The organism is Caballeronia sp. M1242, from assembly GCF_017220215.1.
Taxonomy (GTDB): domain Bacteria; phylum Pseudomonadota; class Gammaproteobacteria; order Burkholderiales; family Burkholderiaceae; genus Caballeronia.
This window is the reverse complement of record NZ_CP071129.1, coordinates 2822669-2846776: the sequence shown is the minus strand read 5'-3', so window position 1 is coordinate 2846776 and position 24108 is coordinate 2822669. Positions and strand designations below refer to the sequence as shown.

21 protein-coding genes are annotated in these 24108 nt (G+C 63.3%); 16 read left to right on the top strand and 5 right to left on the bottom strand.

The features are described 5' to 3' along the window. Window positions 1-131 precede the first annotated feature (131 nt). Both JYK05_RS13270 and JYK05_RS13265 read left to right on the top strand, forming a co-directional pair. The gene (locus JYK05_RS13270; protein ID WP_175938720.1) at window positions 132-578 is read left to right on the top strand and encodes a lytic transglycosylase domain-containing protein; all 447 of its coding nucleotides are present in this window, start codon (window positions 132-134) and stop codon (window positions 576-578) included. Between the two features lie 107 nt (window positions 579-685). Further along, window positions 686-1903, top strand: a complete 1218-nt coding sequence (locus JYK05_RS13265; protein ID WP_206467271.1) for a GTP-binding protein — start codon at window positions 686-688, stop codon at window positions 1901-1903. Between the two features lie 211 nt (window positions 1904-2114). On the opposite strand, the gene JYK05_RS13260 is transcribed toward JYK05_RS13265, so the two are convergent. Then, window positions 2115-2393, bottom strand: coding sequence for an HU family DNA-binding protein (locus JYK05_RS13260; protein ID WP_008352404.1), 279 nt, complete (start codon window positions 2391-2393; stop codon window positions 2115-2117). A 504-nt stretch (window positions 2394-2897) separates the two neighbouring features. On the opposite strand from JYK05_RS13260, the gene mnmC reads away from it, so the two are divergent. The 7 genes from mnmC (at window position 2898) to JYK05_RS13225 (ending at window position 11917) form a co-directional block, all read left to right on the top strand. Next, complete coding sequence (gene mnmC / locus JYK05_RS13255) at window positions 2898-4709, top strand: bifunctional tRNA (5-methylaminomethyl-2-thiouridine)(34)-methyltransferase MnmD/FAD-dependent 5-carboxymethylaminomethyl-2-thiouridine(34) oxidoreductase MnmC (protein ID WP_206467270.1); 1812 nt, start codon at window positions 2898-2900, stop codon at window positions 4707-4709. Between the two features lie 732 nt (window positions 4710-5441). Beyond that, the gene (locus tag JYK05_RS13250; RefSeq protein ID WP_206467269.1) at window positions 5442-6644 is read left to right on the top strand and encodes a cation:proton antiporter; all 1203 of its coding nucleotides are present in this window, start codon (window positions 5442-5444) and stop codon (window positions 6642-6644) included. 52 nt (window positions 6645-6696) lie between these two features. Beyond that, window positions 6697-7812 carry a YbdK family carboxylate-amine ligase gene (locus tag JYK05_RS13245; protein ID WP_175938712.1) on the top strand — a complete coding sequence of 372 codons (1116 nt, stop codon included), beginning with the start codon at window positions 6697-6699 and terminating at the stop codon, window positions 7810-7812. 781 nt (window positions 7813-8593) lie between these two features. Then, a complete protein-coding gene (locus JYK05_RS13240; protein ID WP_175938710.1) occupies window positions 8594-9238 on the top strand; it encodes a MarR family winged helix-turn-helix transcriptional regulator in 645 nt (214 codons plus the stop codon). A 146-nt stretch (window positions 9239-9384) separates the two neighbouring features. Next, window positions 9385-10113, top strand: coding sequence for a glutamine amidotransferase (locus JYK05_RS13235; RefSeq protein WP_206467268.1), 729 nt, complete (start codon window positions 9385-9387; stop codon window positions 10111-10113). Between the two features lie 73 nt (window positions 10114-10186). After that, a complete protein-coding gene (locus JYK05_RS13230) occupies window positions 10187-11299 on the top strand; it encodes an NADH:flavin oxidoreductase/NADH oxidase (RefSeq protein WP_206467267.1) in 1113 nt (370 codons plus the stop codon). Window positions 11300-11440: 141 nt separating this feature from the next. Continuing rightward, window positions 11441-11917, top strand: coding sequence for an SET domain-containing protein (locus tag JYK05_RS13225; protein ID WP_206467266.1), 477 nt, complete (start codon window positions 11441-11443; stop codon window positions 11915-11917). 12 nt (window positions 11918-11929) lie between these two features. Here JYK05_RS13225 and JYK05_RS13220 read toward each other — a convergent pair whose 3' ends face one another. Together JYK05_RS13220 and JYK05_RS13215 are read right to left on the bottom strand one after the other, a co-directional pair. Then, complete coding sequence (locus JYK05_RS13220) at window positions 11930-13456, bottom strand: sensor histidine kinase (RefSeq protein WP_241269809.1); 1527 nt, start codon at window positions 13454-13456, stop codon at window positions 11930-11932. 29 nt (window positions 13457-13485) lie between these two features. Next, the gene (locus JYK05_RS13215) at window positions 13486-14172 is read right to left on the bottom strand and encodes a response regulator transcription factor (protein ID WP_035962098.1); all 687 of its coding nucleotides are present in this window, start codon (window positions 14170-14172) and stop codon (window positions 13486-13488) included. A gap of 612 nt (window positions 14173-14784) precedes the next feature. Here JYK05_RS13215 and JYK05_RS13210 point away from each other — a divergent pair. Further along, entirely contained in the window at window positions 14785-15270 is a 486-nt protein-coding gene (locus JYK05_RS13210; protein WP_175938702.1) for an Lrp/AsnC family transcriptional regulator, read from the top strand. Here JYK05_RS13210 and JYK05_RS13205 read toward each other — a convergent pair. Next, window positions 15246-15782: a class IV adenylate cyclase gene (locus tag JYK05_RS13205; protein WP_206467265.1), complete on the bottom strand. Its 537-nt coding sequence runs from the start codon at window positions 15780-15782 to the stop codon at window positions 15246-15248. The two genes, JYK05_RS13210 and JYK05_RS13205, sit on opposite strands and share 25 nt — an antisense overlap. A 72-nt stretch (window positions 15783-15854) precedes the next feature. Beyond that, on the bottom strand, window positions 15855-16757 hold the full coding sequence (locus JYK05_RS13200) for a LysR family transcriptional regulator (RefSeq protein WP_206467264.1): 903 nt from the start codon (window positions 16755-16757) through the stop codon (window positions 15855-15857). 133 nt (window positions 16758-16890) lie between these two features. Here JYK05_RS13200 and JYK05_RS13195 point away from each other — a divergent pair, with 133 nt between their 5' ends. The 6 genes from JYK05_RS13195 (at window position 16891) to JYK05_RS13170 (ending at window position 23639) form a co-directional block, all read left to right on the top strand. Continuing rightward, window positions 16891-18567, top strand: coding sequence for a GMC family oxidoreductase (locus JYK05_RS13195; RefSeq protein WP_206467263.1), 1677 nt, complete (start codon window positions 16891-16893; stop codon window positions 18565-18567). 300 nt (window positions 18568-18867) lie between these two features. Continuing rightward, window positions 18868-19647, top strand: coding sequence for an ABC transporter ATP-binding protein (locus tag JYK05_RS13190; RefSeq protein ID WP_175938694.1), 780 nt, complete (start codon window positions 18868-18870; stop codon window positions 19645-19647). After that, a complete protein-coding gene (locus JYK05_RS13185; RefSeq protein ID WP_175938692.1) occupies window positions 19644-20405 on the top strand; it encodes an ABC transporter ATP-binding protein in 762 nt (253 codons plus the stop codon). The genes JYK05_RS13190 and JYK05_RS13185 overlap by 4 nt, the downstream gene beginning before the upstream one ends. Window positions 20406-20483: 78 nt before the next feature. Then, window positions 20484-21704, top strand: coding sequence for an ABC transporter substrate-binding protein (locus JYK05_RS13180; RefSeq protein ID WP_206467262.1), 1221 nt, complete (start codon window positions 20484-20486; stop codon window positions 21702-21704). Window positions 21705-21783: 79 nt separating this feature from the next. Beyond that, the gene (locus JYK05_RS13175; RefSeq protein WP_175938688.1) at window positions 21784-22668 is read left to right on the top strand and encodes a branched-chain amino acid ABC transporter permease; all 885 of its coding nucleotides are present in this window, start codon (window positions 21784-21786) and stop codon (window positions 22666-22668) included. Further along, window positions 22668-23639, top strand: a complete 972-nt coding sequence (locus tag JYK05_RS13170) for a branched-chain amino acid ABC transporter permease (RefSeq protein WP_175940556.1) — start codon at window positions 22668-22670, stop codon at window positions 23637-23639. The genes JYK05_RS13175 and JYK05_RS13170 overlap by 1 nt, the downstream gene beginning before the upstream one ends. The last annotated feature ends 469 nt before the right edge of the window (window positions 23640-24108 follow it).

The following is a 24108-nucleotide window of genomic DNA, read 5'->3' as shown; positions in this document are numbered from 1 at the left end:
GCGACGCGTAGCTCGGGTTTTCCCGATGCCGCCGCGCCGCAGACGAGAGCGGACAACGAATCTTGGCGCACGCGCGAGGCGCGGCGCCGGCAGCATGACGGTTCCGCACAGGCGGATGGAGTAGAACGAAGATGAAGCGATTCCTGCGAATACTTGCGATGGGATGCGGCGCCATGCTGGCGGCCGCGTCCGCTCACGCCGACTGTTTCGACGAAGCAGCGAAGTATCAGAAGGTCAATCCGCTCATTCTGCGCGCCATCGCCTGGCAGGAATCCCACAACAAGCCCGACGCCATCAACAAGAACGCCAATGGCTCGACCGACTACGGGCTGATGCAGATCAATTCGATCCACCTCAACACGCTTTCCCAATACGGCATTTCCAGCGGCACGCTGATGGAGCCGTGCAAGAGCGTCTACGTCGCCGCATGGCATTTGCGCCAGAAGATGAACAAGTACGGCAATTCGTGGCAGGCCGTCGGTGCCTACCATTCCGAAACGCCCGCGCTGCGCGACAAGTACTCGGCGCAGATCATCGAGATTTTGCGGCGCTGGAAGTTGCTGCAAGCGTCGAAGTAATTCCCGGTTCTCCAGTGCGCGAGCCGCCGCGCCGCTCGGTGGCTAGCCTCCGCTCACCCCGCGTTTGATGCAGAATCGTGACTTCGATTCTCGTCCACACGCCCGCAATGAACCAAACGCCACTGCCAGTCACCGTGCTCTCGGGTTTCGTCGGCGCGGGCAAGTCCACGCTCCTCGATGCATTGCTTAACAACAGCGAGGGCGTGTGCATCGGTTCCTTCGCTTGCGGCGCGGGCGATGACGCGATGCAGTCCATCGCCGATGCCATCACGCGACTCGCCGAGCAGCAGCCTCGTTTCGATGCGATCGTGATCGAAGCGCCGCCCGGCGTGAATCCGATGGATATCGCCGAGCACTTCGCTTTCGGCGACGACGAAGACGCGCCTTTTGCAGGCCGCGCGCATCTCGATACGTTCGTCACCGTCGTCGACGCATCGACTTTCATGCGCGACTACGCGTCGGCGGAGTCGCTTGCGGAACGCGGCATCTTGCTCGGTGGCGAAGCGTCCGACGAAGACAAAACGGTCGTGGAGGCGCTCGTGGAGCAGATCGAATTCTGCGACGTGATCGTCATCAACAAGACGGACTTGGTCGGCCAGGACGAGCTGGACCGGTTGGCGCACATCCTCCGCGCGCTGAATCCGCGCGCTGTCCTGCTGCGGACGGAACACGGCAAAGCGCCGCTCGGCGAACTAGTGAACACCGGCCGTTTCGATCTGGATGCGACCGGCAGCGCCGCAGGCTGGCTCGCGATTCTGAATGATGAACACGAAGCCAGCAGCGACGCGGATGCGTCGGGCGTCCGGCATTTCGTCTATCGGGCGCGTAGGCCGTTTCATCCGGAACGGCTGTGGAATTTGCTGCATGAGGAATGGCGCGACGTGCTGCGCGCGAAGGGCTTCTTCTGGCTCGCGACGCGCAGTGTCGTCGGCGGGTCGTTGTCGCAGGCGGGCGGCACGTTGCGGCACGGTCCGGCTGGCGTGTGGTGGGCCGCGCAGGACAGAAGCGAATGGCCAACGGATGATCCGGAGCTGGAAGCGGAGATCGTCGCGGAATGGTTCGGCGATCCGGACGACAACAGCATCGGCGATCGACGGCAGGAACTGGTGCTGATGGGCGTCGATCTCGACATCGAGGCATGGCAGCGCAAGTTCGACGCGTGCCTGTTGACCGACGACGAATGGACGCGCGGCAGCGATGCGTGGCAGCAATTCGACGACCCGTTTCCCGCGTGGGATGTCGAGGATCACGACCACGAGCACGACCATGAGCACGATCACGACCACGGACCCGACTGCGATTGCGAAGACCATCATCGGCATTAGAAGATGAAAAAAAACCCGCCGATGGCGGGTTTCATGGTCCTCTTGGTCTCCGGCTTTTTTCCGCTCATGCGGACGAACCTGAGTAGCTTGCGCAAGACGGGCGCTATCAAGATACGAACACGGTACAACTAAACACGAGCGATGGCGCTGATAAACGCTGAAAGAGCTGCCAGGCGCTGCGCAGCGAGGCGGGCCGCGACGGGCCAGACGCTCAGCGCTTGTTGACTGCGTCCTTGAATGCCTTGCCAGCCGTGAACTTGACGGTCTTGGCGGCCGGAATCTTGATGGATTCGCCGGTCTTCGGGTTACGGCCCGTGCGTGCTGCGCGCTTTCCCGAACCGAAGCTGCCGAAACCGATCAACTGAACTGCGTCACCCTTCGAGACAGCCTTCTTGATGACTTCGAGCAACGTGTCCAGCGTCTCGCCGGTTTGAGCTTTGCTGGCGCCGGTCTGAGCGGCTACGGCGTCGATCAATTCCTGTTTGTTCATTAAGGTTCCTTTATCAGTTTAGGTTGACACGAACAGCGCGAACGCGCCGATTATACGTGCGCAAGCCGTGCAGTCGAGTAGGGACGGGCCTCTGGCGCGTCCGTCCGACGATTCGGCGCAGTTTCGCGCCATGTCACCGGCGTTGCATCCCATCAAATCCCTCGCGCCGCCTTCGAACGAGGCGCTTGGTATGATAGCGCAGCGCAAACCCAATCTGGACAAGGGTTTCAAAGATTTACCCTTATGTAACGGGCTGTTCCGGGCGGCCTCCGTAGGGCCGATCACGCGCGGCTCGCTTTCGTATGCCGAAGCCGCCTGATCGGACAGCGCGCCGTTGGTTTTTGCCAACGTTTCATCGCCAATTCCTTGGCCGTTTCGCGCTGTAAGCCTTGTCGGTACTGGCTTTCGCGGATGCAACCGGTCGTGCTTCAGTGCGGCGCGTGTCGGCGTTCGCCGACTATCCGACGCCTCACAGACGCCCGCTTTCCCTCCCAGGTTCGATGCATGACCGATACATCGCCCGTTAGCGAGCCGCTTCTCGCGCTGCACGATCTTCCGGCGCGCTGGAAGACGAAGCGCGTGTTCACCTTCGTCGATGCCGCCGCGCGCTTCGACACTCACAGTCTCTTTCTGGCGCTATGGCGTCTTTGGCGCGACGACGCCTCGCGCTGCGAGCGCCTGCATGTGGTCGCGGTCGCGCCACTGCGCACCCTCGATACGCCGCCGGCCGCCGACAGCGATCCTCTCTTAGCCGAACTTCCCCGCGTCTGGCCGATGCGCGTGCCCGGCGTGCATCGGCTGGAATTCGAAGCGGGGCGCGTCGTGCTCACGCTTGCCGTCGGCGACGACATGCTGTCGAAGCTCTGGCTGCGCGCGGACGCTTTTCATGTCGACGCGACGCCAGACGACGATCCGCGCAAGTGGAGCAAGACGCTCGCGCGCTTCGCGGGCGATGGCGCGACGCTCTGCGTCGACGTCGCCGAGCCAGGCCGCGACTCGTGGACGCGCGCGCTCGCTGCCTCCGGCTTCGAATGCCGTCTTGGCGACGGTCGAATCGCTGGGCGCTTCAGGCCGCGCTGGCGCGTTCGGCGTCATGAGCCGCCGCTGCCCGCGAATGTCACCACGCGCGAGGCCATCGTCATCGGCGCGGGACTGGCGGGGTGCGCGGTGACGTCGTGCTTCGCGTCGCGCGGCTGGCGCGTGACGCTGATCGACCGGCACGCATCGCCCGCGCGGGACGCGTCGGGTAATCCTGCTGGCGTCTTTCATCCGATCGTCTGGCGCGACGACAGCATCGCCGCGCGCCTCACGCGGGCGGGCTTCCTGTGCGCGCTGCAACGATGGCAGACGCTCGAAGCCGCAGGCCACGACTTGGGGCGCAGCGCGGGTTTGCTGCAAATCGCCGATACGGAAGAAGACGCGAATGCGCTCGCCGACGCCATCGCGCGATTCGGCTATCCGCGCGACTACGTGACGCCGATGACGCGCGACGACGCTTCGCGCGTGGCAGGCGTAGAAGTCGCGCGAGGCGGCTGGCTCTTTCCGCGCGGCGGCGCCATTTCGCCGGCCGCGGTCTGCGCGGCTCAACTCGCGGCAGCCGGCGACGCGCTCACCACGCGCATGAATACGGCCGTCGCGCGGATTGCATTCGACGGCCGCGACTGGCGTGCTTTCGACGCCCAAGGCGAACTGATCGCGAAAGCGCCGGTTATGGTGCTCGCCAATGCGCACGACGCGGCGCGTCTGGCCAGCCTGCACGGCGATCCGACCCGCGGCGTGCGCGGCCAGCTTTCGATTGTCGAGGAGAGCCCGCTCGATGCGCTGACGCTGCCCGTGGTCGGCGACGGCTACGCGGTGCCGCTCAGCGCGCGTCGCGCGCTGATCGGCGCGACCTACGACATCGACGCGACTGATCCGCACGTGCGCGAAGCCGGGCATATGGAGAACGTCGAGCGCGTCGGGCGCATGCTCGGCGGGCTGGACGACATACGCGCCGCGCAGGGCCGGGTGGCGTTTCGCTGCGTGACGAGTGATCGCATGCCGATGATCGGCGCGCTCGCCGACGAAGCCGCCGGCCGCCGCGATGCCCGGCGTCTTTCCGGCGCATGGCCGCTCGACCTGCCGCGCACGCCGGGCTTGCACGGCGCGTTCGCCTTCGGTTCGCGCGGGCTCGTCTGGGCGACGCTCGCGGCAGAACTGATCGCGTCCCAAGCGGAGGGCGAGCCGTGGCCGATCGAACGCGAACTGGCCGAAGCCGTCGATCCCGCGCGATTCTTTTTACGAGCGTTACGTCACGGAGAAATCGGCCCGCCCTAGTTATCCTCGGAAATCTGTGGATAAGTCGGCGAAATCCGCAAGAAGGAGCTGTGGGCGCATTGTGTACGTAAACGGGACAAGCCGGAGAGCACCCGTTAACCGCTAAAAGTTGTTCCGAGTTAACGGCGCGAGACGACCGGGTTTACCGCGCGCCTTTTCGATTGGCATGTGCTTGATCGGAAAGCACAAAAGCTAGTTGTCCACAGCGGCTGCGGCGCCTTGTTAACTACTACTACGTTTATATACAGTAAACCTGTAAACACCTGAAGACGACGTCACCGGAAGCACTGGAAACGCGCGGACTGCCGGTCAGCTTTTCCGAAGAAGAACGTCTGCGGTCGGCTTTACCTCATAAGAATCATAAACTTGCAGTTTTCGCCGGGGACATGACTGTGTGGCACAATCGCGCTTCTTCCTGCGTCGCGCCGTCCAGACGGCGGACGCCTCAATGGAACGACGCTTGCAACGCGAAACTCCGATCATCGCGCTGCAACGCCGTTCGCTGCGTCCGGCCAGTCTCGCTCTAAGCGTCGCACTGGACCGGGACGCATCGTCTAATCCGTGCACGGCCGGTTCCGTGACGCCGTGTTCGTTCGTATTCGTTTCGCCTGAATGAACTACGCCCGTGGCGGGAGCGGGTCGTGAGCATGCGTGCCGTCCGCTGACGTTTTTCGCCCACCGCGCGGCCGGACGTGCCCCTCTGCCTGAAGCAACGAAGGAGAAGCCCACACGATGAATTCGGCATTTTCATTTCTGCCCGCCTGGCCGCTCGAACCCGACGCCATTCTCTGGGCCGGTCTCGCGCTCGTCACCGCGGGGCTCGCCGGAGAACTGCTATGGCGCGCGTGGCGTCTGCCGCGCATCACCGGCTATGCGGTGATCGGGCTGATCGCGGGCAACGCGGGCCTCGGCGTGATCGACGCGAGCGCGGGCGGTCTGTCGCGTCCGCTACTTGACGTCGCGCTCGGGCTCTTGCTTTTCGAACTGGGCGGCCGGCTCGATTTGCGCTGGATCCGCCGCAATCCGTATCTGATTCTGTCGAGCATCGCGGAATCGACGCTCACGTTCGGTCTCGTGCTGATCGCGCTGATCCTGTTCCATGTGCCGACGATGCCGTCGGTGGTGATCGCCGCCATCGCGATGTCCACGTCGCCGGCCATGGTCATTCAGCTGAAAACCGAGCTGCGCGCGGAAGGCCAGGTGACGCAGCGCCTGATGACGCTGACCGCGCTAAACAGCATGTACGCGGTGATCGTCGAAAAGCTGGCGGCGGGCGTGCTGCATCAGGAGATTTACGGCAACGCATTCGCGACGATCCTTCAGCCGCTTTATCTGCTGATCGGGTCGCTCGTGCTGGCGTTTTTGCTGGCGCGCGGCTGCAATTTGCTTTATCGACGCCTGAACGCCAACGATGAGCATTCGTTCGTGGCGCTCTTCGGACTCGTGCTGCTTGCCATCGCTATCGCTCACCTCTTCAAGCTCTCGACGATCTTCGCGTTGCTCGCGGCCGGCATCATCGTGAAAAACGCGGACGAGCGGCCGCAGTTGTGGCCGTCGCACTTCGGTTCGGCGGGATGGCTGCTCACCGTCATTCTGTTTGCGCTCACGCTGACATCGTTTGCGTGGCGAGATATCGCGCTCGGCGGCGTCGCGGCGCTGGGCCTCGTGCTCGCGCGCTTCATCGGCAAGCTCGTCGGCGTGCTGATCTTCGCCAAGCCGAGCGGGCTGGAATGGAAGCAGGGCGTGGCGCTCGGCGTGGCGTTGACGCCGATGTCGGCGCTCGCGTATCTGCTCGTCGACGATATGTATGTGCTGTATCCCGATTACGATCCGACGCTGCGCGCCATCGTGATGTGCTCGATCGTGCTGCTGCAGATCGTGACGCCGTTCGTGGTGTACCGTAGTTTGTCGGCGGTGGGCGAGCGGCGCGAGTAAGCGCATTCGAGTATCGCCCGGCCGGCAAAGCATTGATTCAACAAGAGGCGTCATGGCACTAGAACCCTTCATCAACTCGGAACCGTTCACGTTCGGCGTCGAGCTCGAAATCCAGGTCGTGAATACGCACGACTACGATCTGACCAAGGCCGCGTCCGACCTCATGCGTCTTATCAAGGACGAGAAGATTCCGGGCAATATCACGCCCGAGATCACCGAAAGCATGATCGAGCTGTCGACCGGCATCTGCACGACGCACGAACAAGCCGTGACGGACCTGCGCAAGATTCGCGATACGCTCGTGGCGGCGGCCGACCAGCTGAATGTCGGGCTGGCCGGCGGCGGCACGCATGCGTTCCAGCAATGGAGCGACCGCCAGATCTACGACGCGCCGCGCTTTCAGTACATCTCTGAGCTGTACGGCTATCTCGCCAAGCAGTTCACGGTGTTCGGTCAGCACGTGCATATCGGCTGCCCCGACCCGAACAGCGCGCTTTTCCTGCTGCATTCGATGTCGCGCTACATTCCGCACTTCATCGCGCTCTCGGCTTCTTCGCCGTATATTCAGGGCGTCGATACGGGCTTTCACTCCGCGCGGCTCAATTCGGTGTTCGCGTTTCCGCTTTCCGGCCGCGCGCCGTTCGTGCTGACGTGGGACAGCTTCGAGGAATACTTCTCGAAGATGGTCCACACGGGCGTCGTGAACAGCATGAAAGACTTCTACTGGGACATTCGCCCGAAGCCCGGCTTCGGCACCATCGAGGTCCGCGTGATGGATACGCCGCTTTCGGTCGATCGCGCGGCGGCCATCGCGTGTTATATCCAGACGCTCTCGCGCTATCTGCTGCTCGACAAGCCGCTCATGCCGCAGGAAGACGATTACCTCGTCTATACGTTCAATCGCTTCGAGGCATGCCGCTTCGGGATGGAAGGCACGTGCGTCCATCCGCAGACGGGCGAGCGGCGCACGGTCGCCGAAGACATTCTGGCGACGCTCGACGTGCTCGCGCCGCATGCGGAAGCGCTCGGATCGCAGGCCGCGCTCGCGCAGATCGCCGACATCGCGCGCGGCGGCGTCAACGATGCGACTTGGCTGCGCGGCGTGTTCGACAAGGAGAAGTCGCTGCACGAAGCCGTGAGACAGCAATGTCTGCAATGGCGTGCGTGACCGAAGGACTTGAATGCACAAGTCACGAAAATCCTTAAGGCACGCTTAAGACTTTTCGCGCATCGTGATGCTTTGACGGTTGCCCCACATAGGCCGCTTGGAACAAATCCTAAGCGGCTTTATTGTTTTCCGTGTGTATGGAATGCGTGCATGCCGCAGTGAGAATAAAATGCGCGCGCCAACGTTTGAGCAGAAGCTAATGCACTCTCCTCAAGATTTCTGTGAAGCGTCCGTATACATCGAGAAGGCTTCCGGCAATCGCAAACTTAGTCCGGACAACGCAGGAATCCTGTAGCGGTAAGAGTCGTTACCGTGCGTTACGGTCTGTGGAGCCGCTGGCAAAAAACCAGGCACCATGACGGTAATTGGCAATGAACGGCAGTCCTCTTGGCTTGAATGGCAGGTGCTTGGTGGTCCAGAGCGCAGTCTCAACGAAATACCGCGCTTTTCCACGGGTTATCCACAGTTTTGCGTGGATAATTAAGGTGTACGTTTGGTCTCAGTCGCTTAGAATGGCGACTTCGCTGATGGCGGGGTATAGTCGGCGAAAAAGCAGCGCCGGCATCACACAAGAAGGCGCAAAACGAAGAGGGTTGCAATGTCCCCATTCAGGCAAACCGAATTGGCTTGGTACGCCTGAATTTTGAGACGGCGGGGACCACAAACCGGGAGTTATCCCGAAGAACGGGCAACGTGAATCGGGGCGGCTTTCGGGGCGAGGTGTTCGCTTAACAGCGAACGGGCTGTCGAAACCCATAAAGCGGAAAACAAGCGAAATATTATGAGTGAAGGCGTTTACGGAGAGCAGGCGACGGGGCGGGTGACCCACGGCCTGCTGCGGCTGAGCACGGCGATGCGCAGCCAGGCATGGGAATGGGCGGAAGGTGCGGGGCTGACGCCTACCCAGGGTGAAATTCTCGTGTTGCTGATGCAGCGCAAGGGGCCCATGCGCCTCGGCGAAATCGCACGCGAAACGGCGCTGACGGCCGCGACCACGAGTGATGCCGTGAGCACGCTCGAAGGCAAGGGGCTCGTCGAAAAGCGCCGCGCGCTGGACGACGGCCGCGCGCTGGCCGTGCGCCTGACGTCGCGCGGACGCACGGCGGCGAAGAAGGCGCTGCAATGGCCCGACTTCCTGTCGAAGGCGGTCGGCACGCTCCGCGAAGACGAGCAGGCGACGTTCTATCGCACGCTGCTCAAGACCATTCGCCAACTGGAAGCCCAGCAGCACATTCCGGCGCATCGCATGTGTCTCTCGTGCACGCACTTCGAGGTCAGCAAGAACCCGAAGAAGGTCCCGCACCATTGCGCGCTCCTGCAGATCGACATGGCGGACACCGATCTTCGTCTCGACTGTTCGGTATACGAAGAAGGCGATCTGAACACGCAGAAGAAGAGCTGGAAGGTCTTCGCGCAGATCGCCTGAGTTCGGGCGCAGCGGCATTTGCGGCATTCAACGCTGTGAGGCGGCGGCCAGTCGGTTAGACTGTGCCCGTCGCGCCTCGCCGCGAGGCGCGGCTCGTCATTTAGAGACGTTCCGAGCCACGCACGCCGATCCACGGAAAGCCGCCGATGAAACCTGAAGTCTTGGCCATTCGCCACGTTCATTTCGAAGACCTCGGCAGTCTGGAACTCGTCGTCGGCGATCGCGGGCATCTCGTGCGCTATCTCGATGTCGGGCGCGGGCGCATCGGCGCGCCCAATCCGCTCGATCCATCGTTGCTCGTCGTGCTCGGCGGGCCTATCGGCGCGTATGAAGACGCGCAGTATCCGCATCTCGCTCCGCTTTTGTCGATGCTCGAAAAGCGCATCGCCGCGGGGCTTCCCACCATCGGCATCTGTCTCGGCTCGCAACTGATCGCGCGGGCGCTCGGGGCACGCGTCTATTCAACGAATGATCTGGAACTCGGCTGGTCGCCGCTCACGCTGACCGAAGCGGGGCGCGCGTCGCCGTTGCGTCATCTCGAAGCGGACGGTCACGCGGTGCCCGTCTTCCACTGGCACGGCGATACGTTCGATCTTCCCGACGGCGCGACGCTGCTCGCGTCCACCGAGCGATGCGCGCATCAGGCGTTCTCTTGGGGCGACCATGTGCTCGCGCTCCAATGTCACGCCGAAGTGCTCGCGGATCGCTTCGAGAACTGGCTCGTCACTTATCCGGGCGATCTCGCCCGCAGCGGCACGACCGCCGCCGCGTTGCGTGAAGCCACCGCGCAGCATGGTCCCGCGCTGGAACGCGCCGCGCGCGCGATGTTCGGCGAATGGCTCGACCGCTTTCCGGTCGACGCGCATCGCGACTAAGCCCGGCGGCGCTGCACGAACAAAACGCAGGTGCTATTCTCGTTCGCTTCTTTCTTCGCGACGGGCTTAACACATGAGCGCGCTGTTCACTCCGGCCACCCTGCGCAGTCTGCAGTTGCCGAATCGCATTGTCGTTTCGCCGATGTGCCAGTACTCCGCCGAGCGCGGCGAAGCCACGGCGTGGCACATGATCCATCTCGGCCATCTGGCGCTCTCCGGCGCGGGCATGCTATGCATCGAGGCGACGGCCGTGGAGCCGGACGGACGCATCACGCCGGGCGATCTTGGCCTTTGGGACGACGCGACCGAAGCGGCGTTGCGTCCCGTGCTCGCCGCCATCCGCCAACATTCGAAGATCGCGGTGACGATGCAGCTCGCGCACGCGGGCCGCAAGGCATCGAGCCAGAAGCCGTGGGAAGGCGGCCAGCTCGTCTCGGTCGCGGATGGCGGCTGGATGACGCATGCGCCGTCCGCCATTGCTCACAAGCCGGGCGAAACACCGCCGCTCGCGCTGGATACCGCCGGCCTCTTGCGCGTGAAGGAAGCGTTTGCGGCGTCGGCGCGGCGCGCGGCGCGGCTCGGCATCGACGCGCTCGAAGTTCACGCGGCGCACGGTTATCTGCTGCACCAGTTCCTGTCGCCGCTCGCTAATCAGCGCACGGACGAGTACGGCGGCTCGCGCGAGAACCGCATGCGCTATCCGCTCGAAATCTTCGATGCGGTGCGCGCCGCGTTTCCCGCCGACAAGCCGGTCGGCGTGCGCGTGTCGGCGACGGATTGGGTCGAAGGCGGATGGGATATCGAAGACACCATCGCGTTTGCCGCGCAACTGAAGGAGCGCGGTGTCGACTGGATCGACGTTTCCTCGGGCGGCGTATCGCCGCAACAGAAGATTCCCCTCGAGCCCGGCTATCAGGTTCCGTTCGCCAAGGCCGTGAAGGAAGCGACCGGCGTGAATACCATCGCAGTCGGTCTCATCACGGATGCGAAGCACGCGGAAGAGATCGTCGCGAGCGGGCAGGCCGATTTCGTCGCGATGGCGCGCGCCATGCTCTACGATCCGCGGTGGCCGTGGCACGCGGCGGCCGAACTGGGCGCGACCGTCAGCGCGCCGCCGCAGTACTGGCGCTCGCAGCCGCGCGAGCAGAAGCATCTGTTCGGCGACATCTCGTTCGGACAGCGTTGATGCCGAGCGGTTGAGATCGAAGCGCGCGGGAGTGTACGATACCGTGCTGACGGTCGAACGCGGCGCCTTCGAGGCCACCGCGTTTTTTTATTGCCGCAGGCCAAAGCGCCCCACATAGATTCGATATAGAAGGACCATTCGATGAGTTCACGGAGGATCACCGTTCGCCGCTCGGGCGTGCATGGCAAGGGCGTGTTCGCCGCGAAGCCCATCGCGGCCGGCGAAGAGGTGATGGAGTACAAGGGCGAGCGCATCTCGTGGAAAGAGGCGCTGCGCCGGCATCCGCATAACCCGGACGAGCCGAATCACACGTTCTACTTTGCGCTGGAAGACGGGCGCGTGATCGACGGCAAGATCGACGGCAACAGCGCCAAGTACATCAACCATTCATGTGCGCCGAATTGCGAGGCCGAGGAAATCGAAGGGCGTGTGTTCATTCGCGCGCTGCGCGACATCGAGCCGGATGAAGAGCTCAATTACGACTACGGGCTCGTGATCGAAGGGCGCATCACCAAGAAGCTCAAGAAGGAATACGAGTGCCGCTGCGGCGCGAAGAAGTGTCGCGGAACGATGCTCGCGTTGAAGCCGGAAAAGAACGCGAAGAAAGAGAAGAAGTAAGCGGACCGCCGCCTAGTGCCGCGCGGAATCCGTCGCCGAAGCATGCGCTTTGACCGGCAGACGCACGATGAACCGTGCGCCGCCTTCCGGCGCATCCTCGTAATGCACGCTGCCGCCGTGCAGCGCGACGATGTCGTGCACGATGGCAAGCCCGAGGCCCGCGCCGCCTTCCACGCTTTGTCCGTCGCCACGGAAAAATCGCTTGAAGAGATCCGGCTGCTGGTCGCCCGGCACGCCCGGACCGTTGTCCTCGATCACCACTTCGCCGAAGCGCGCGCCGGTCGCGTCGCGCCATTCGCCGACCGTCAGCGTGATGCGCGCGCCGTCATAGCGCGAAGGCGGCACGTACTTGAGCGCGTTGTCGATCAAATTGGCGATCACTTCCCGCGCCAGCACGACATTGCCGCGCACGACGATCGGATGTTCGTTCTCGGGATCATCCGTGCGTTGAAAGCCGAGATCGACGCCGGCCGAAAGCGCGCGCGGCACCCATTCGGCGCCGGTTTCGAACGCGAGCGCGGCGAGATCGAAATCCGCGAAGCGCGCCGCCTGCTCGCCCGGTTCGGCGCGTGCCAGCGACAACAACTGATTCGACAGCCGCACGGCACGGTCCGCCGACGCGCGCAGTTCCTTCACCGCTTCGAGTGCCTTCGCGGGATCGCGTGAACTGAGCGCCTGCTCCGCGTGCAGCTTGACGGCGGTCAGCGGCGTGCGCAACTGATGCGCGGCATCCGCGATGAACTTGCGCTGCGCATCCAGCGCCGCCTGCAAACGCACGAGCAGCGCGTTCATCGCGCTCGTGAGCGGACGGACTTCGCTCGGCACGTGCGATTCGTCGACCGGTTCGAGCGAGATGTGCGTCTGGCGATTGAGCGCGTCGGCCAGATCGGTGAGCGGATTCAGCTGCTGGTTCACGACGCGCCACACGATCACCCAGCCGGCGAGCAGCAACAACAGCAGCGGCATCATGATCGCGACGAGAAACTCGACCGCGATGCGATACCGCGACCCCACGCGCTGCGCCACTTCGACGACGATCGGATTGCCGCGCGGCTGCGGCACGCGAACCTGCGCGGCGCGCACGCTGGTGCCCTGATAGTGCGTCTCGAAGACGTAGGCGTAGTGAATGCGCCGCACGGACGTGCCCGTGAGCGGCAAGTCGGAATCGCCGGCGATTTCCTGATCGCCCGTGCTGATGCGATAGACGAGCTGCTCGATGGGATCGGAGAACATTGCCTGCGCGAGTGGCGGCACGGTGACGGGCGCATCGACGCCGGCAAGCTGAATCTGCTTCGAGATGGCCGTGGCGAGATCCGCGAGCGAGCGGTCCACCACATGCTGCGTGTACTGCCACGCGAGCCAGTACGCCATGAGCCCGCTCATCAGCGCGAGCAGGGACAGCGGCGCGGCGAGGCGGCGCAGCAGTGTGCGCCGCAGGCTCGGAGGCGCGGCAGGGTGAGCGGGCTTCGATCGCGCCAGATCGAGCCAGTCTTCGCGGGCGAAACGCTGATCGCCCGCGCGCCGGGTGGGAAGTCGCAAAGCGTTCTAGGGCAGAAGCGGCCGGTTCCTCACGCCGCCTGCCGGATCTCCTGAAGCAGATAGCCGAAACCGCGCACCGTGACGATTTCCACGCGCGTGTTCTCGAGCTTCTTGCGCACGCGGTGAACATAGACTTCGATCGCCGTGTCGCCGAGATCGCCGCCGAAGTGCGTCAGATGATCCTGCAACTGCGCCTTGCTCACGACGCGGCCATGACGCAGCAGCAGCATTTCGAGCACCGCGAATTCGCGCGGCGAGAGTTCGAGCGGGCGCTCGTCGTTGAAGATGCGGCGATCCACGCCCGAAAGCCGCAAGCCGCCGAGCGTCACTTCGGGGCGCGGCACGTCGCCGTGCGGGCCGCTGCGGCGCATCACGGCGCGAATGCGGGCTTCGAGTTCCTGCGGCTCGAACGGCTTGAGCATGTAGTCGTCGGCGCCGCTGTTCAGGCCCTGCACGCGGTCATGCAGTTCGTCGCGCGCGGTCAGGATGATGACCGGCGTGTGCCGGTTGCCCTGGCGAAAGCGCGAGAGCAGCGTCATGCCGTCGATGCCGGGCAGGCCCAGATCGAGAATGACGAGCTCGTGGCGGTTTTGCGCGAGCGCCTGCTCGGCGAAGATGCCGTCGTGAACCATGTCGACGGTGAAGCCGGATTGCTCCAGGCTGCTTTGAATGCCGCGCGCAATAGGGCGGTCGTCTTCAATCAGAAGGATTCGCATGAAGTCGCTCAGTACAATTGGGTTGCGCTCGAGTCGGCGCCCAGGCCGGTGATTGACGACGCGGCGGCGCAGGTTCGAGCCGGATCAAAACCGTTACCTCTTATGCGGCGCCGCCGGCGCCTCGTTCGCGCGAGCGGCTTTACACCGAATGCCTGTCCCTGGACGTGGCTGTCTGCCACTCGGCGCACCGTCGAGCCGAATCTTCGTGGATGCGGCCGCTTGCCGTCTCTCAGCGGCACTGCGCTGTCCGTGGTGCGCTGCTGATTGTACAGCTTCAAAGTCGCCAGCCTCGTCGACCGGCGAACGCCCGCCGGCAATGGAGCTGAACAAGTTTACGCCGACTTGAAATTCCGCCTACATGAATGAAAGATAGGCTGCGCGGCGGCTTACGGTCTTTCTTTTTTTGCCTTGCAGAGCGCGTGGCACCGGGCGCGGACGGCATTGCGTGCCTTTCGGCAATGTCATGGTTGGTAATACGCCTGTTACCTTGTTGGCTACCGTAAGCCGATGTTCAGGTCATGCACGAGCGGCGCGCTTCCCGCGTGGTTATGGCAGTTTTCCATGGCCGATGCGCTAAAGTCGCATCTTCTCCCGTCTTCGCGCGCGCCCGCCATGCTGGAACTGGACCATTTCGACCTCGCCCTGCTGGATGTCCTGCAACGCTTCGGGCGCGCGACGCATCAGCAGCTCGGCGAGCAGGTGCCGCTGTCGCCGTCGCAGATCGGACGGCGCTTGCAGCGGCTCGAAGCCATCGGCGTCATCGAAGGCTACCGCGTGATGTTGCGGCCTGAGAAGCTTGGGCTCGGCGTGACCGCGTTCACCAGCCTGAAGCTCAAGCATCACAGCGATTCGGTGATCGAGCAGTTCCAGCAGGAAATCGACACGCTGCCCGAAGTGCTCGAATGCCACGCGACGGTCGGCGATGCGGATTATCTGCTGCGCATCGTCGCGCCGGATCTGAACGCGCTTTCCGGCTTCGTCATGAAGAAGCTGATGCGCGTGCCGGGCGTCGACAGCGTGCGCTCGAACATCGTGCTCACGACGTTCAAGCGCAACGGCCCGCTGCCGCTCGCTCACCTCGCGGCGGACGCGTCCTGACCGGCGTTCAGCAGATCGACATACGCGACCGGCACGAGATCCGCCGCGCCCACGCCGAGGCGCTCGAACATGGCGTGCGCTTCCGCTTCGCCGCCGGCCTCGTCGTCGTCCTGCCCGAGCAGCACTTCCAGTTCGACGAAATCGCCGAGACCGTCCACGCGATCCAGATGAATGCGCGTGCGCCCGACCAGAAACACATGCCGCTCCTTCGAAACGATGCCGCGCGTGGTGAGCGCCTGCGCGAGCAGCGCGTGCATGGCTTCGGGATTCGTCACCGGGCTGCGCGAGTAATACGAGACTTTCGGGCCGTCACGGTCGTCGCGTTGATAGAAGATCAGTTCGGACGGCGTGCCGTCGTCGAACTGACGCAGCTTGAGGCGGCCGGTCGGCACGTCATAGAAAAAGTCCTGTTGCCGGAATACGAGCGGCGCATCCGTGGCGAGCGCGGCAGCGCGTTCCCGCAGTTGGTCGAATTGATGCGCGCGTGCCTTGATTTCGATGTTGCGTGCCATGAACGAGGTCTCCGGTTGTCCTTCGGGTGAGGGCGCAACAGCGAGACTAGCAAAGAAACCGTGAAGCTTGGGTTACACGGACCACTGTGAATCGATCAGGCGCAGCGCCGCCGCGATGGCCGGTTCCTCGCGACGCTCGGCGAGCGCGACGAACGAAAGCTGCGTCGGCACGGTGACGCCCTCGACGATCGTGAGCGCGTGCGCATGCGCCTCCGCAAGCGCGATGGAGTCCCGCGCGAGCGACAATCCCACGCCCGATTTCACGAGATCCAGCATCGACGGCTCCTGATCCACTTCCGCGACGATCACCGGCGTCGCGCCGGCCTCGCGGAACACGCGCGACAGCAGCCGGTTATGTGCGGATTCCGGCGGCGTCCAGATCCACGGCAGCTTGGCGAGCGTCGCCCACGCGCGCTTGCCCTTGTTCACGCGGTTGTGCCAGCCGGCCGGCGCGAGCACGCGATACGAGAACGGCGTGAGCCGCACAACATGAAAACGCTCGCCGTCGCGCGAACCGTCTTTTGTCGGATCGCCGATGTAATAGCCGACGTCCAACTCCCGCGAGCGCACGCGTTCCAGCACCCAGCCCGACATGCCGTGACGCAGCGCCGTTTCGATGCGCGGATGCGCTTCGACCAGTTGCCGCAAAAAGCCGCCGAGCCGCAGGAACTCGGGATCGAGAATAGTGCCGATGCGCAGCGTTCCACTCACGTCATGCCGCAGCGCAGCGGCCGCGCGTTGCACGTCGGCGGCGGCTGCGAGGGCGCGTTCGGCGTGCGGCAGCAGGGCTTCGCCATCGCGCGTCAGTAAAAGACCATGCGACGTCCGCGCGAACAGCACGACGCCCAGCGTCTCCTGCAGATTTTTGATCTGCAGGCTGACCGCCGGCTGCGTGAGATGCAGTTGCGCCGCGGCGCGCGTGAGGTTGCCTTCACGCGCCACGGTCAGAAATGCGCGGAGCAGGGTGTAGTCCATCGCCTGATATTAGCGCGTCTTATATCGCTCTTGAACATATCTCATTGGATCGGCGGACGGCGACCGCAGTACGCTTGAAAGAAAGGCGCAGACAAAGAGACACGCAGACGCCACGCAGAACAGGAGACACGTCATGAAACAGAACGCCCGCAAGCTCGAAGGCGAATTCGACTACATCATCGTCGGCGCGGGCACGGCCGGATGCGTGCTTGCCAATCGCCTCACCGAAGACTCCGACGTCACCGTGCTGCTGCTCGAAGCCGGCGGCAAGGACGACTATCACTGGATACACATTCCGGTCGGCTATCTGTATTGCATCGGCAATCCGCGCACGGACTGGCTGTACAAGACGCAAGCCGAACCCGGCCTCAACGGACGCGCGCTGTCGTATCCGCGCGGGCGCGTGCTCGGCGGATGTTCGTCCATCAACGGCATGATCTACATGCGCGGCCAGCGCGAAGACTACGATGAGTGGGCGCACATCACGGGCGATTCGAACTGGTCGTGGGACTCGGTGCTGCCCGTCTTCATGCGCAGCGAGGATCACCACGGCGGAGCGAATCCATGGCACGGCGTGGGCGGCGAATGGCGCGTCGAAAAGCAGCGGCTCAAGTGGAAGATCCTGGAGACGTTCGCGCAAGCCGCGCAGCAAAGCGGCATTCCCGCCACCGACGACTTCAATCGCGGCGACAACACAGGCGTCGGTTATTTCGATGTGAACCAGCGCGGCGGCATTCGCTGGAATGCGGCAAAAGCGTTTCTGCGCGAAGCGATGAAGCGCCCGAACCTCACGACGATCACCGGCGCGCACACGCAACGGCTCGTGTTCGAAGGCACGCGTTGCGTGGGCGTGGAGTATCGCGGCGGCGATGTCGAGTACATTGCGAAGGCGCATCGTGAAGTGATATTGAGCGCAGGCGCGGTGAACTCGCCGCAGATACTCGAACTCTCGGGCATCGGCAATGGCGCGCGCTTGCAGCGGCTCGGCATCGACGTGGTGCGCGATCTGCGCGGCGTCGGCGAGAATCTGCAGGATCACTTGCAGTTGCGCATGGCGTACAAGGTCAACGGCGTGCGCACGCTCAACACGCTTTCGGCGCGCTGGTGGGGCAAGCTCTTCATCGGCATGCAATACGCGTTCATGCGCAGCGGTCCTATGTCGATGGCGCCTTCGCAACTCGGCGTGTTCGCCAAGTCTGATCCGGACGATGCATCGATCAAGCGGCCCGATGTTCAGTATCACGTGCAGCCGTTGTCGCTCGAACGCTTCGGCGAGCCGCTGCATGCGTTCAATGCTTTTACGGCGTCGGTTTGCAATCTGCGGCCGACATCGCGCGGAAGCATCCATATCACGTCGCCGGATGCGCATACCCCGCCGCTCATCGCGCCGAACTATCTCTCGACCGACCGCGACCGCGAAGTGGCCGCGAACTCGCTGCGTCTCACGCGGCGCATCGTGAGCGCGCCGGCATTGGCGCGCTATGCGCCGCAAGAGATTCTGCCGGGCGTGCAGTATCAAACAGAAGAAGAGCTCGCGAAGGCGGCGGGCGATATCGGCACGACGATCTTTCATCCGGTCGGCACATGCCGCATGGGCATCGATAACGATCCGGGCGCGGTCGTCGACAGCCGCTTGCGCGTGCTCGGCGTGCAGGGTTTGCGCGTAGTGGATGCATCGGTAATGCCGGTCATCACTTCGGGCAACACCAATTCGCCGACGTTGATGATCGCCGAACGCGCAAGCGACATGATTCGCGAAGACCGGCGCACGGTGCGGTCGCAAGAAGTCATCGCGGCGGCGCTTGCGTAGCCACAAGCCGTCGCAGAGCACGCGTCATGCCTCGGACGCGTGCAGCGACGGCACTTCGAGGCTTGCATGAGTCAGTGCAAATCCCTTAGTGCAAATCCCAATGATTGCGCTGCATCATTGGCGCGACAATGGCCCCGGATCACGTGATGCTCGCTGTTTGTCGCGCCTGCTTTCCTGCGGTGCGCAACCGGCTACGAAGCGAAGCGGCATCGTGACGGAGACACCGTCCGGTGCGCGCGACAGAAAAATAAAGCGCAGGCGAACACATCGTTCAGCGCCTCACTTCGCATGGAAGGGGACATGATTCTCGGCGACACCATTCTGGAAACGCGAGGGCTCACGAAAGAATTCAAAGGCTTCACGGCCGTGAATGACGTGAACCTGCGCGTGCGCCGCGGCTCGATCCACGCGCTGATCGGACCGAACGGCGCGGGCAAGACCACTTGCTTCAATCTGCTCACCAAATTTCTGGAACCGACTGCGGGCCAGATCGTCTTCAATGGCACCGACATCACGCGCGAGCGCCCGGCGCATATCGCGCGGCGCGGCATCATCCGCTCGTTTCAGATTTCCGCCGTCTTTCCGCATCTGACCGTGCTGCAGAACGTGCGTATCGGCTTGCAGCGGCAACTCGGCACGTCGTTCCAGTTCTGGCGCAGCGAACGTTCGCTCGATGCCTTGAACGATCGCGCGATGGATCTGCTCACGCAAGTCGGCCTCACCGATTTCGCGGATGTGAAGACCGTCGAGCTTTCGTACGGCCGCAAGCGCGCGCTCGAAATCGCCACGACGCTTTCGATGGAACCCGAACTCATGTTGCTTGACGAACCGACGCAAGGCATGGGACACGAGGACGTGGATCGCGTGACCGCGCTCATCAAGAAGGTATCGGCGGGACGCACCATTCTCATGGTCGAGCACAACATGAACGTGATTGCCGGCATTTCCGACACCATTACCGTGCTTCAACGCGGCGAAGTACTCGCGGAAGGCAGCTACGCGGAAGTATCGAAGAATCCGCTCGTGATGGAAGCCTACATGGGCAGCGCCGACGCGGCGCTCACCGGAGCGCACGCATGAGCACGATCGCGGAAGAACGCCGCTCGCGCGAGGCGAACGGCGCGGCGGGGAATGCGCCGGCGCTGGAAATCGAAGGCTTGCAGGCGTGGTACGGGGAATCGCACATTCTGCATGGCGTGGATCTGAAGGTGAATCGTGGCGAAGTCGTCACGCTGCTCGGCCGCAACGGCGCGGGACGCACGACGACGCTTCGCGCCATCATGGGTTTGACCGGGCGGCGCACCGGCTCGATCCGCGTGGGCGGACGCGAGACCATTGGGCTGCCCACGCACAAGATCGCGCATTACGGGGTCGGCTATTGTCCGGAGGAGCGCGGCATTTTTTCGAGCCTGTCGTGCGAGGAGAACCTGCTCTTGCCGCCGCTCATTGGCGATCCGAAACAGGCGATGTCGCTCGACGAGTTGTATTCCATGTTCCCGAACCTCAACGAGCGGCGCGCGAGCCAGGGCACGCGTCTGTCGGGCGGCGAACAACAGATGCTCGCCGTCGCGCGAATCCTGCGCACGGGCGCGAACCTTCTGCTTCTCGATGAAATCTCCGAAGGCCTCGCGCCCGTCATCGTCCAGACACTCGCGCGCATGATCCTGATGCTCAAGTCGCGGGGCTACACGGTCGTGATGGTCGAGCAGAACTTCCGGTTCGCGGCGCCGCTCGCGGACCGCTTCTATGTGATGGAACACGGGAACATCGTCGAGCATTTCGGCGCGGGGGAACTCGAAGCGAAGATGCCGGTGCTGCACGAACTGCTCGGCGTGTGAGAACGCGTCGCGCAGGCAGCACGGCAATGCAAGCAACACCAGCAGCGCAGCAACAATCAAAAACTCATGGAGACTGGAATGAAAAAGAAGACCCTCGCGCGCCTCTCTACTCTTTGCTTTGCGGCTGCGGCGGCGAGTGTGACGCTGATGAGCAGCGGCGCGCAGGCCGCTGATGGCAATAGCGTCAAGATCGGTTTCGTCACCGACTTGTCGGGCCTCTATGCCGACATCGACGGACAAGGCGGGCTCGAAGCCATCCGCATGGCGATCGCGGACTTCGGCGGCAAGGTGAACGGCAAGCCCATCGAACTCGTGTATGCGGACCATCAGAACAAGGCGGATATCGCGGCATCGCGCGCGCGTGAGTGGATCGACCGCGACGGCGTGAACGCGATCATCGGCGGAACGAACTCGGCCACCGCGCTCTCCACCGCGCAAGTCGCGGCGGAAAAGAAGACGCCGTACATCAACATCGGCGCGGGCGCGGACAACCTCACGAACGAACAGTGCTCGCCGTACACGGTCCACTACGCATACGACACCATGGCGCTCGCCAAAGGCACCGGTTCCGCGGTGACGAAGCAGGGCGGCAAGACGTGGTACTTCCTGACCGCCGACTACGCGTTCGGCAAGGCGCTGGAGAAGAACACGTCGGATGTCGTCAAGGCGAACGGCGGACAGGTTCTCGGCGCGGTGCGTCATCCGCTGTCGGCGTCGGACTTCTCGTCGTTCCTGTTGCAGGCGCAAGGATCGAAGGCGCAGGTCCTGGGCCTGGCGAACGCCGGTGGCGACACGATCAATTCGATCAAGGCCGCGAAGGAATTCGGTATCACCAAGTCGATGAAAATCGCCGCGCTGCTGATCTTCCTCTCGGATATTCACAGCCTGGGACTTGAGACGACGCAAGGTCTCGTCGCGACGGATAGCTGGTACTGGAACAAAGACGACAAGACGCGCGAGTGGGCGAAGCGCTACTTCGCGAAGATGAAGAAGATGCCGACGAGCCTGCAAGCCGCCGACTATTCCGCCGTCACGACGTATCTGAAGGCCGTGCAGGCCGCCGGCACGACGGACAGCGACAAGGTCATGGCGCAGATGAAGAAGGCGAAGATCGACGACTTCTACGCGAAGGGCTACGTTCGCGAGGACGGCGCGATGATTCACGACATGTACTTGATGGAAGTGAAGAAGCCGTCGGAATCGAAGGAACCGTGGGACTACTACAAGATCACGGCCACCATTCCGGGCGATCAGGCGTTCGGCACGAAGGCCGAGTCGCGCTGCGCGGCCTGGAAGTAAGTTTCTCGGCGACTGATGCCGCAAGCGGTCCCGCGCGACTGCTTGCGGCCATGCTTCGATCCAACCCTCGGCAGGTTCAATGGAAATATTCGGCATCCCGCTCGCCGCGATGATGAGCCAGTTGCTGCTCGGACTGGTGAACGGTTCGTTCTACGCGATCCTGAGTCTCGGGCTCGCGGTGATCTTCGGCTTGCTCAACGTCATCAACTTCGCGCACGGCGCGCTCTTCATGCTGGGCGCCATGCTCGCGTGGATGGGCTATTCGTACTTCAACGTCCCGTATTGGGCGATGCTGCTGCTCGCGCCGATCATCGTCGGCTTGCTGGGCGTGGTCATCGAGCGATCCATGCTGCGCTGGCTGTACAAGCTGGACCATTTATACGGGCTCCTGCTGACTTTCGGCCTGACGCTCGTGATCGAAGGCGTGTTCCGTTCCATCTACGGTTCGTCGGGCCAGCCGTACGACGTGCCGTCGCTCTTGTCCGGCGCGACGAATCTCGGCTTCATGTTCCTGCCGAACTATCGCGCGTGGGTCGTGGTGGCGTCGCTTGTCGTGTGTTTCGCGACGTGGTTCGTCATCGAGAAGACGCGCATCGGCGCGTATCTGCGCGCGGGCACGGAGAACCCGAAGCTCGTCGAGGCGTTCGGCGTCAACGTGCCGCTGATGATCACGCTGACCTACGGCTTCGGCGTCGCGCTCGCGGCGTTCGCAGGCGTGCTGGCCGCGCCGGTCATTCAGGTGTCGCCGCTCATGGGCCAGTCGATGATCATCACCGTGTTCGCGGTCGTGGTGATCGGCGGCATGGGCTCGATCATGGGCTCGATTCTCACGGGCCTGCTGCTCGGCGTGATCGAAGGCTTCACGCGCGTGTTCTATCCGGAAGCGTCCGCGACGGTCGTCTTCGTCATCATGGCGCTGGTGCTGCTCGTGCGCCCGGCGGGACTCTTCGGCAAGGAAAAATGATGCAGAGAAAAGTGCTCTACGCGCTGTTGCTGGTCGCGTTGATCGCGGTGCCGTTCGCGGGCGTGTATCCGGTCTTCATGATGAAGGTGCTCTGCTTCGCGCTCTTCGCGGCGGCGTTCAACTTGCTGATCGGCTATACGGGCTTGCTGTCGTTCGGGCACGCGATGTTTCTGTCGAGCGCGGGCTACACGGCGGGCTATGCGATCCAGACGCTCGGCTTCACGCCCGAGCTCGGCATCGTGCTCGGCACGGCGGTCGCCACGCTGCTCGGCGTGATCGTCGGACTGCTCGCGATCCGGCGGCAAGGCATCTATTTCGCGATGGTCACGCTCGCGCTCGCGCAGATGGTTTACTTCGTGTTCCTGCAAGCGCCCTTCACGCACGGCGAGGACGGCTTGCAAGGCGTGCCGCGCGGCAAACTGTTCGGCGTCCTCGATTTGAGCAGCGACGTCACGCTCTATTACGTCGTGCTCGTGTTGATGCTGCTCGCATTCGCGCTGATCGTGCGCATCGTGCATTCGCCTTTTGGGCAGGTGCTGATCGCGATCAAGGAGAACGAGCCGCGCGCGGTCTCGCTCGGTTACGACACCGCGCGTTACAAGCTGCTCGCGTTCGTGTTGTCGGCGGGGCTCGCCGGTCTTGCGGGCGCGACGAAGACGCTGGTGCTCGGCTTCGAAACGCTCGGCGATGCGTACTGGACGATGTCCGGCCTCGTCGTGCTGATGACGCTCGTCGGCGGCATGAGCACGATGTTCGGACCGCTGCTCGGCGCAGCGATCATCGTGGCGCTGGAAGACCGGCTCGGTGATATCGGCGCGGGCATCGCGAAGGTGACGGGTGTCGCGTGGTTCAACTCGCTCGGCGAGTCGGTGACCATCGTGACGGGCATCATCTTCATTGCGTGCGTGCTGGCGTTCAGGCGCGGCATCGTGGGTGAGATCGTCGCGCGGGTGAGGCCGTTGCAGGGATAGGATTTAATTGGATATCCGAAATAAACGTGATCAGCAAGCCGGTAGTTAACGGCGCAAAGAGCGCCCTTTTAAGGTGCTTGTATGCACCACTAGGGTAAATGCTAGGTTGTGGCGAAATGATACGGCCATTAATATCCGTCCTAGTTCTGAAGCACCCAGATTTTTGAGGTGGAGAACGAGGAGACATGAGGCACGAAGTGCCCGAGACGAAAGGCGCTGTTGGATGAGTCCAACGGCGCCTTTTTATTTTCGCGGCCGATAATACGATTCGCCTGACGGATTCATTCGCCCCGCGCACCGAGCGCGATTCATCGGTCAGAGCATAGCCACTAAAACGTCTGCCGGATGTGGCCGAAACGCTTGATGCGTGGCGCTTGCATGGCTACACTGCATTTCCCGACTCTTCGGTCGGCGATTCGCAACAGATAATCCGCAGTAAAGAATCAGGCGTTACTTCTATTCGCACACA

What these genes read in the sequence shown, in the direction of transcription:
- JYK05_RS13270 (WP_175938720.1), top strand. Translation starts at nt 132, where the DNA reads ATGAAGCGATTCCTGCGAATACTTGCGATGGGATGCGGCGCCATGCTG.
- JYK05_RS13265 (WP_206467271.1), top strand. Translation starts at nt 686, where the DNA reads ATGAACCAAACGCCACTGCCAGTCACCGTGCTCTCGGGTTTCGTCGGC.
- JYK05_RS13260 (WP_008352404.1), bottom strand. Translation starts at nt 2,393, where the DNA reads ATGAACAAACAGGAATTGATCGACGCCGTAGCCGCTCAGACCGGCGCC.
- mnmC (WP_206467270.1), top strand. Translation starts at nt 2,898, where the DNA reads ATGACCGATACATCGCCCGTTAGCGAGCCGCTTCTCGCGCTGCACGAT.
- JYK05_RS13250 (WP_206467269.1), top strand. Translation starts at nt 5,442, where the DNA reads ATGAATTCGGCATTTTCATTTCTGCCCGCCTGGCCGCTCGAACCCGAC.
- JYK05_RS13245 (WP_175938712.1), top strand. Translation starts at nt 6,697, where the DNA reads ATGGCACTAGAACCCTTCATCAACTCGGAACCGTTCACGTTCGGCGTC.
- JYK05_RS13240 (WP_175938710.1), top strand. Translation starts at nt 8,594, where the DNA reads ATGAGTGAAGGCGTTTACGGAGAGCAGGCGACGGGGCGGGTGACCCAC.
- JYK05_RS13235 (WP_206467268.1), top strand. Translation starts at nt 9,385, where the DNA reads ATGAAACCTGAAGTCTTGGCCATTCGCCACGTTCATTTCGAAGACCTC.
- JYK05_RS13230 (WP_206467267.1), top strand. Translation starts at nt 10,187, where the DNA reads ATGAGCGCGCTGTTCACTCCGGCCACCCTGCGCAGTCTGCAGTTGCCG.
- JYK05_RS13225 (WP_206467266.1), top strand. Translation starts at nt 11,441, where the DNA reads ATGAGTTCACGGAGGATCACCGTTCGCCGCTCGGGCGTGCATGGCAAG.
- JYK05_RS13215 (WP_035962098.1), bottom strand. Translation starts at nt 14,172, where the DNA reads ATGCGAATCCTTCTGATTGAAGACGACCGCCCTATTGCGCGCGGCATT.
- JYK05_RS13210 (WP_175938702.1), top strand. Translation starts at nt 14,785, where the DNA reads ATGCTGGAACTGGACCATTTCGACCTCGCCCTGCTGGATGTCCTGCAA.
- JYK05_RS13205 (WP_206467265.1), bottom strand. Translation starts at nt 15,782, where the DNA reads ATGGCACGCAACATCGAAATCAAGGCACGCGCGCATCAATTCGACCAA.
- JYK05_RS13200 (WP_206467264.1), bottom strand. Translation starts at nt 16,757, where the DNA reads ATGGACTACACCCTGCTCCGCGCATTTCTGACCGTGGCGCGTGAAGGC.
- JYK05_RS13195 (WP_206467263.1), top strand. Translation starts at nt 16,891, where the DNA reads ATGAAACAGAACGCCCGCAAGCTCGAAGGCGAATTCGACTACATCATC.
- JYK05_RS13190 (WP_175938694.1), top strand. Translation starts at nt 18,868, where the DNA reads ATGATTCTCGGCGACACCATTCTGGAAACGCGAGGGCTCACGAAAGAA.
- JYK05_RS13185 (WP_175938692.1), top strand. Translation starts at nt 19,644, where the DNA reads ATGAGCACGATCGCGGAAGAACGCCGCTCGCGCGAGGCGAACGGCGCG.
- JYK05_RS13180 (WP_206467262.1), top strand. Translation starts at nt 20,484, where the DNA reads ATGAAAAAGAAGACCCTCGCGCGCCTCTCTACTCTTTGCTTTGCGGCT.
- JYK05_RS13175 (WP_175938688.1), top strand. Translation starts at nt 21,784, where the DNA reads ATGGAAATATTCGGCATCCCGCTCGCCGCGATGATGAGCCAGTTGCTG.
- JYK05_RS13170 (WP_175940556.1), top strand. Translation starts at nt 22,668, where the DNA reads ATGCAGAGAAAAGTGCTCTACGCGCTGTTGCTGGTCGCGTTGATCGCG.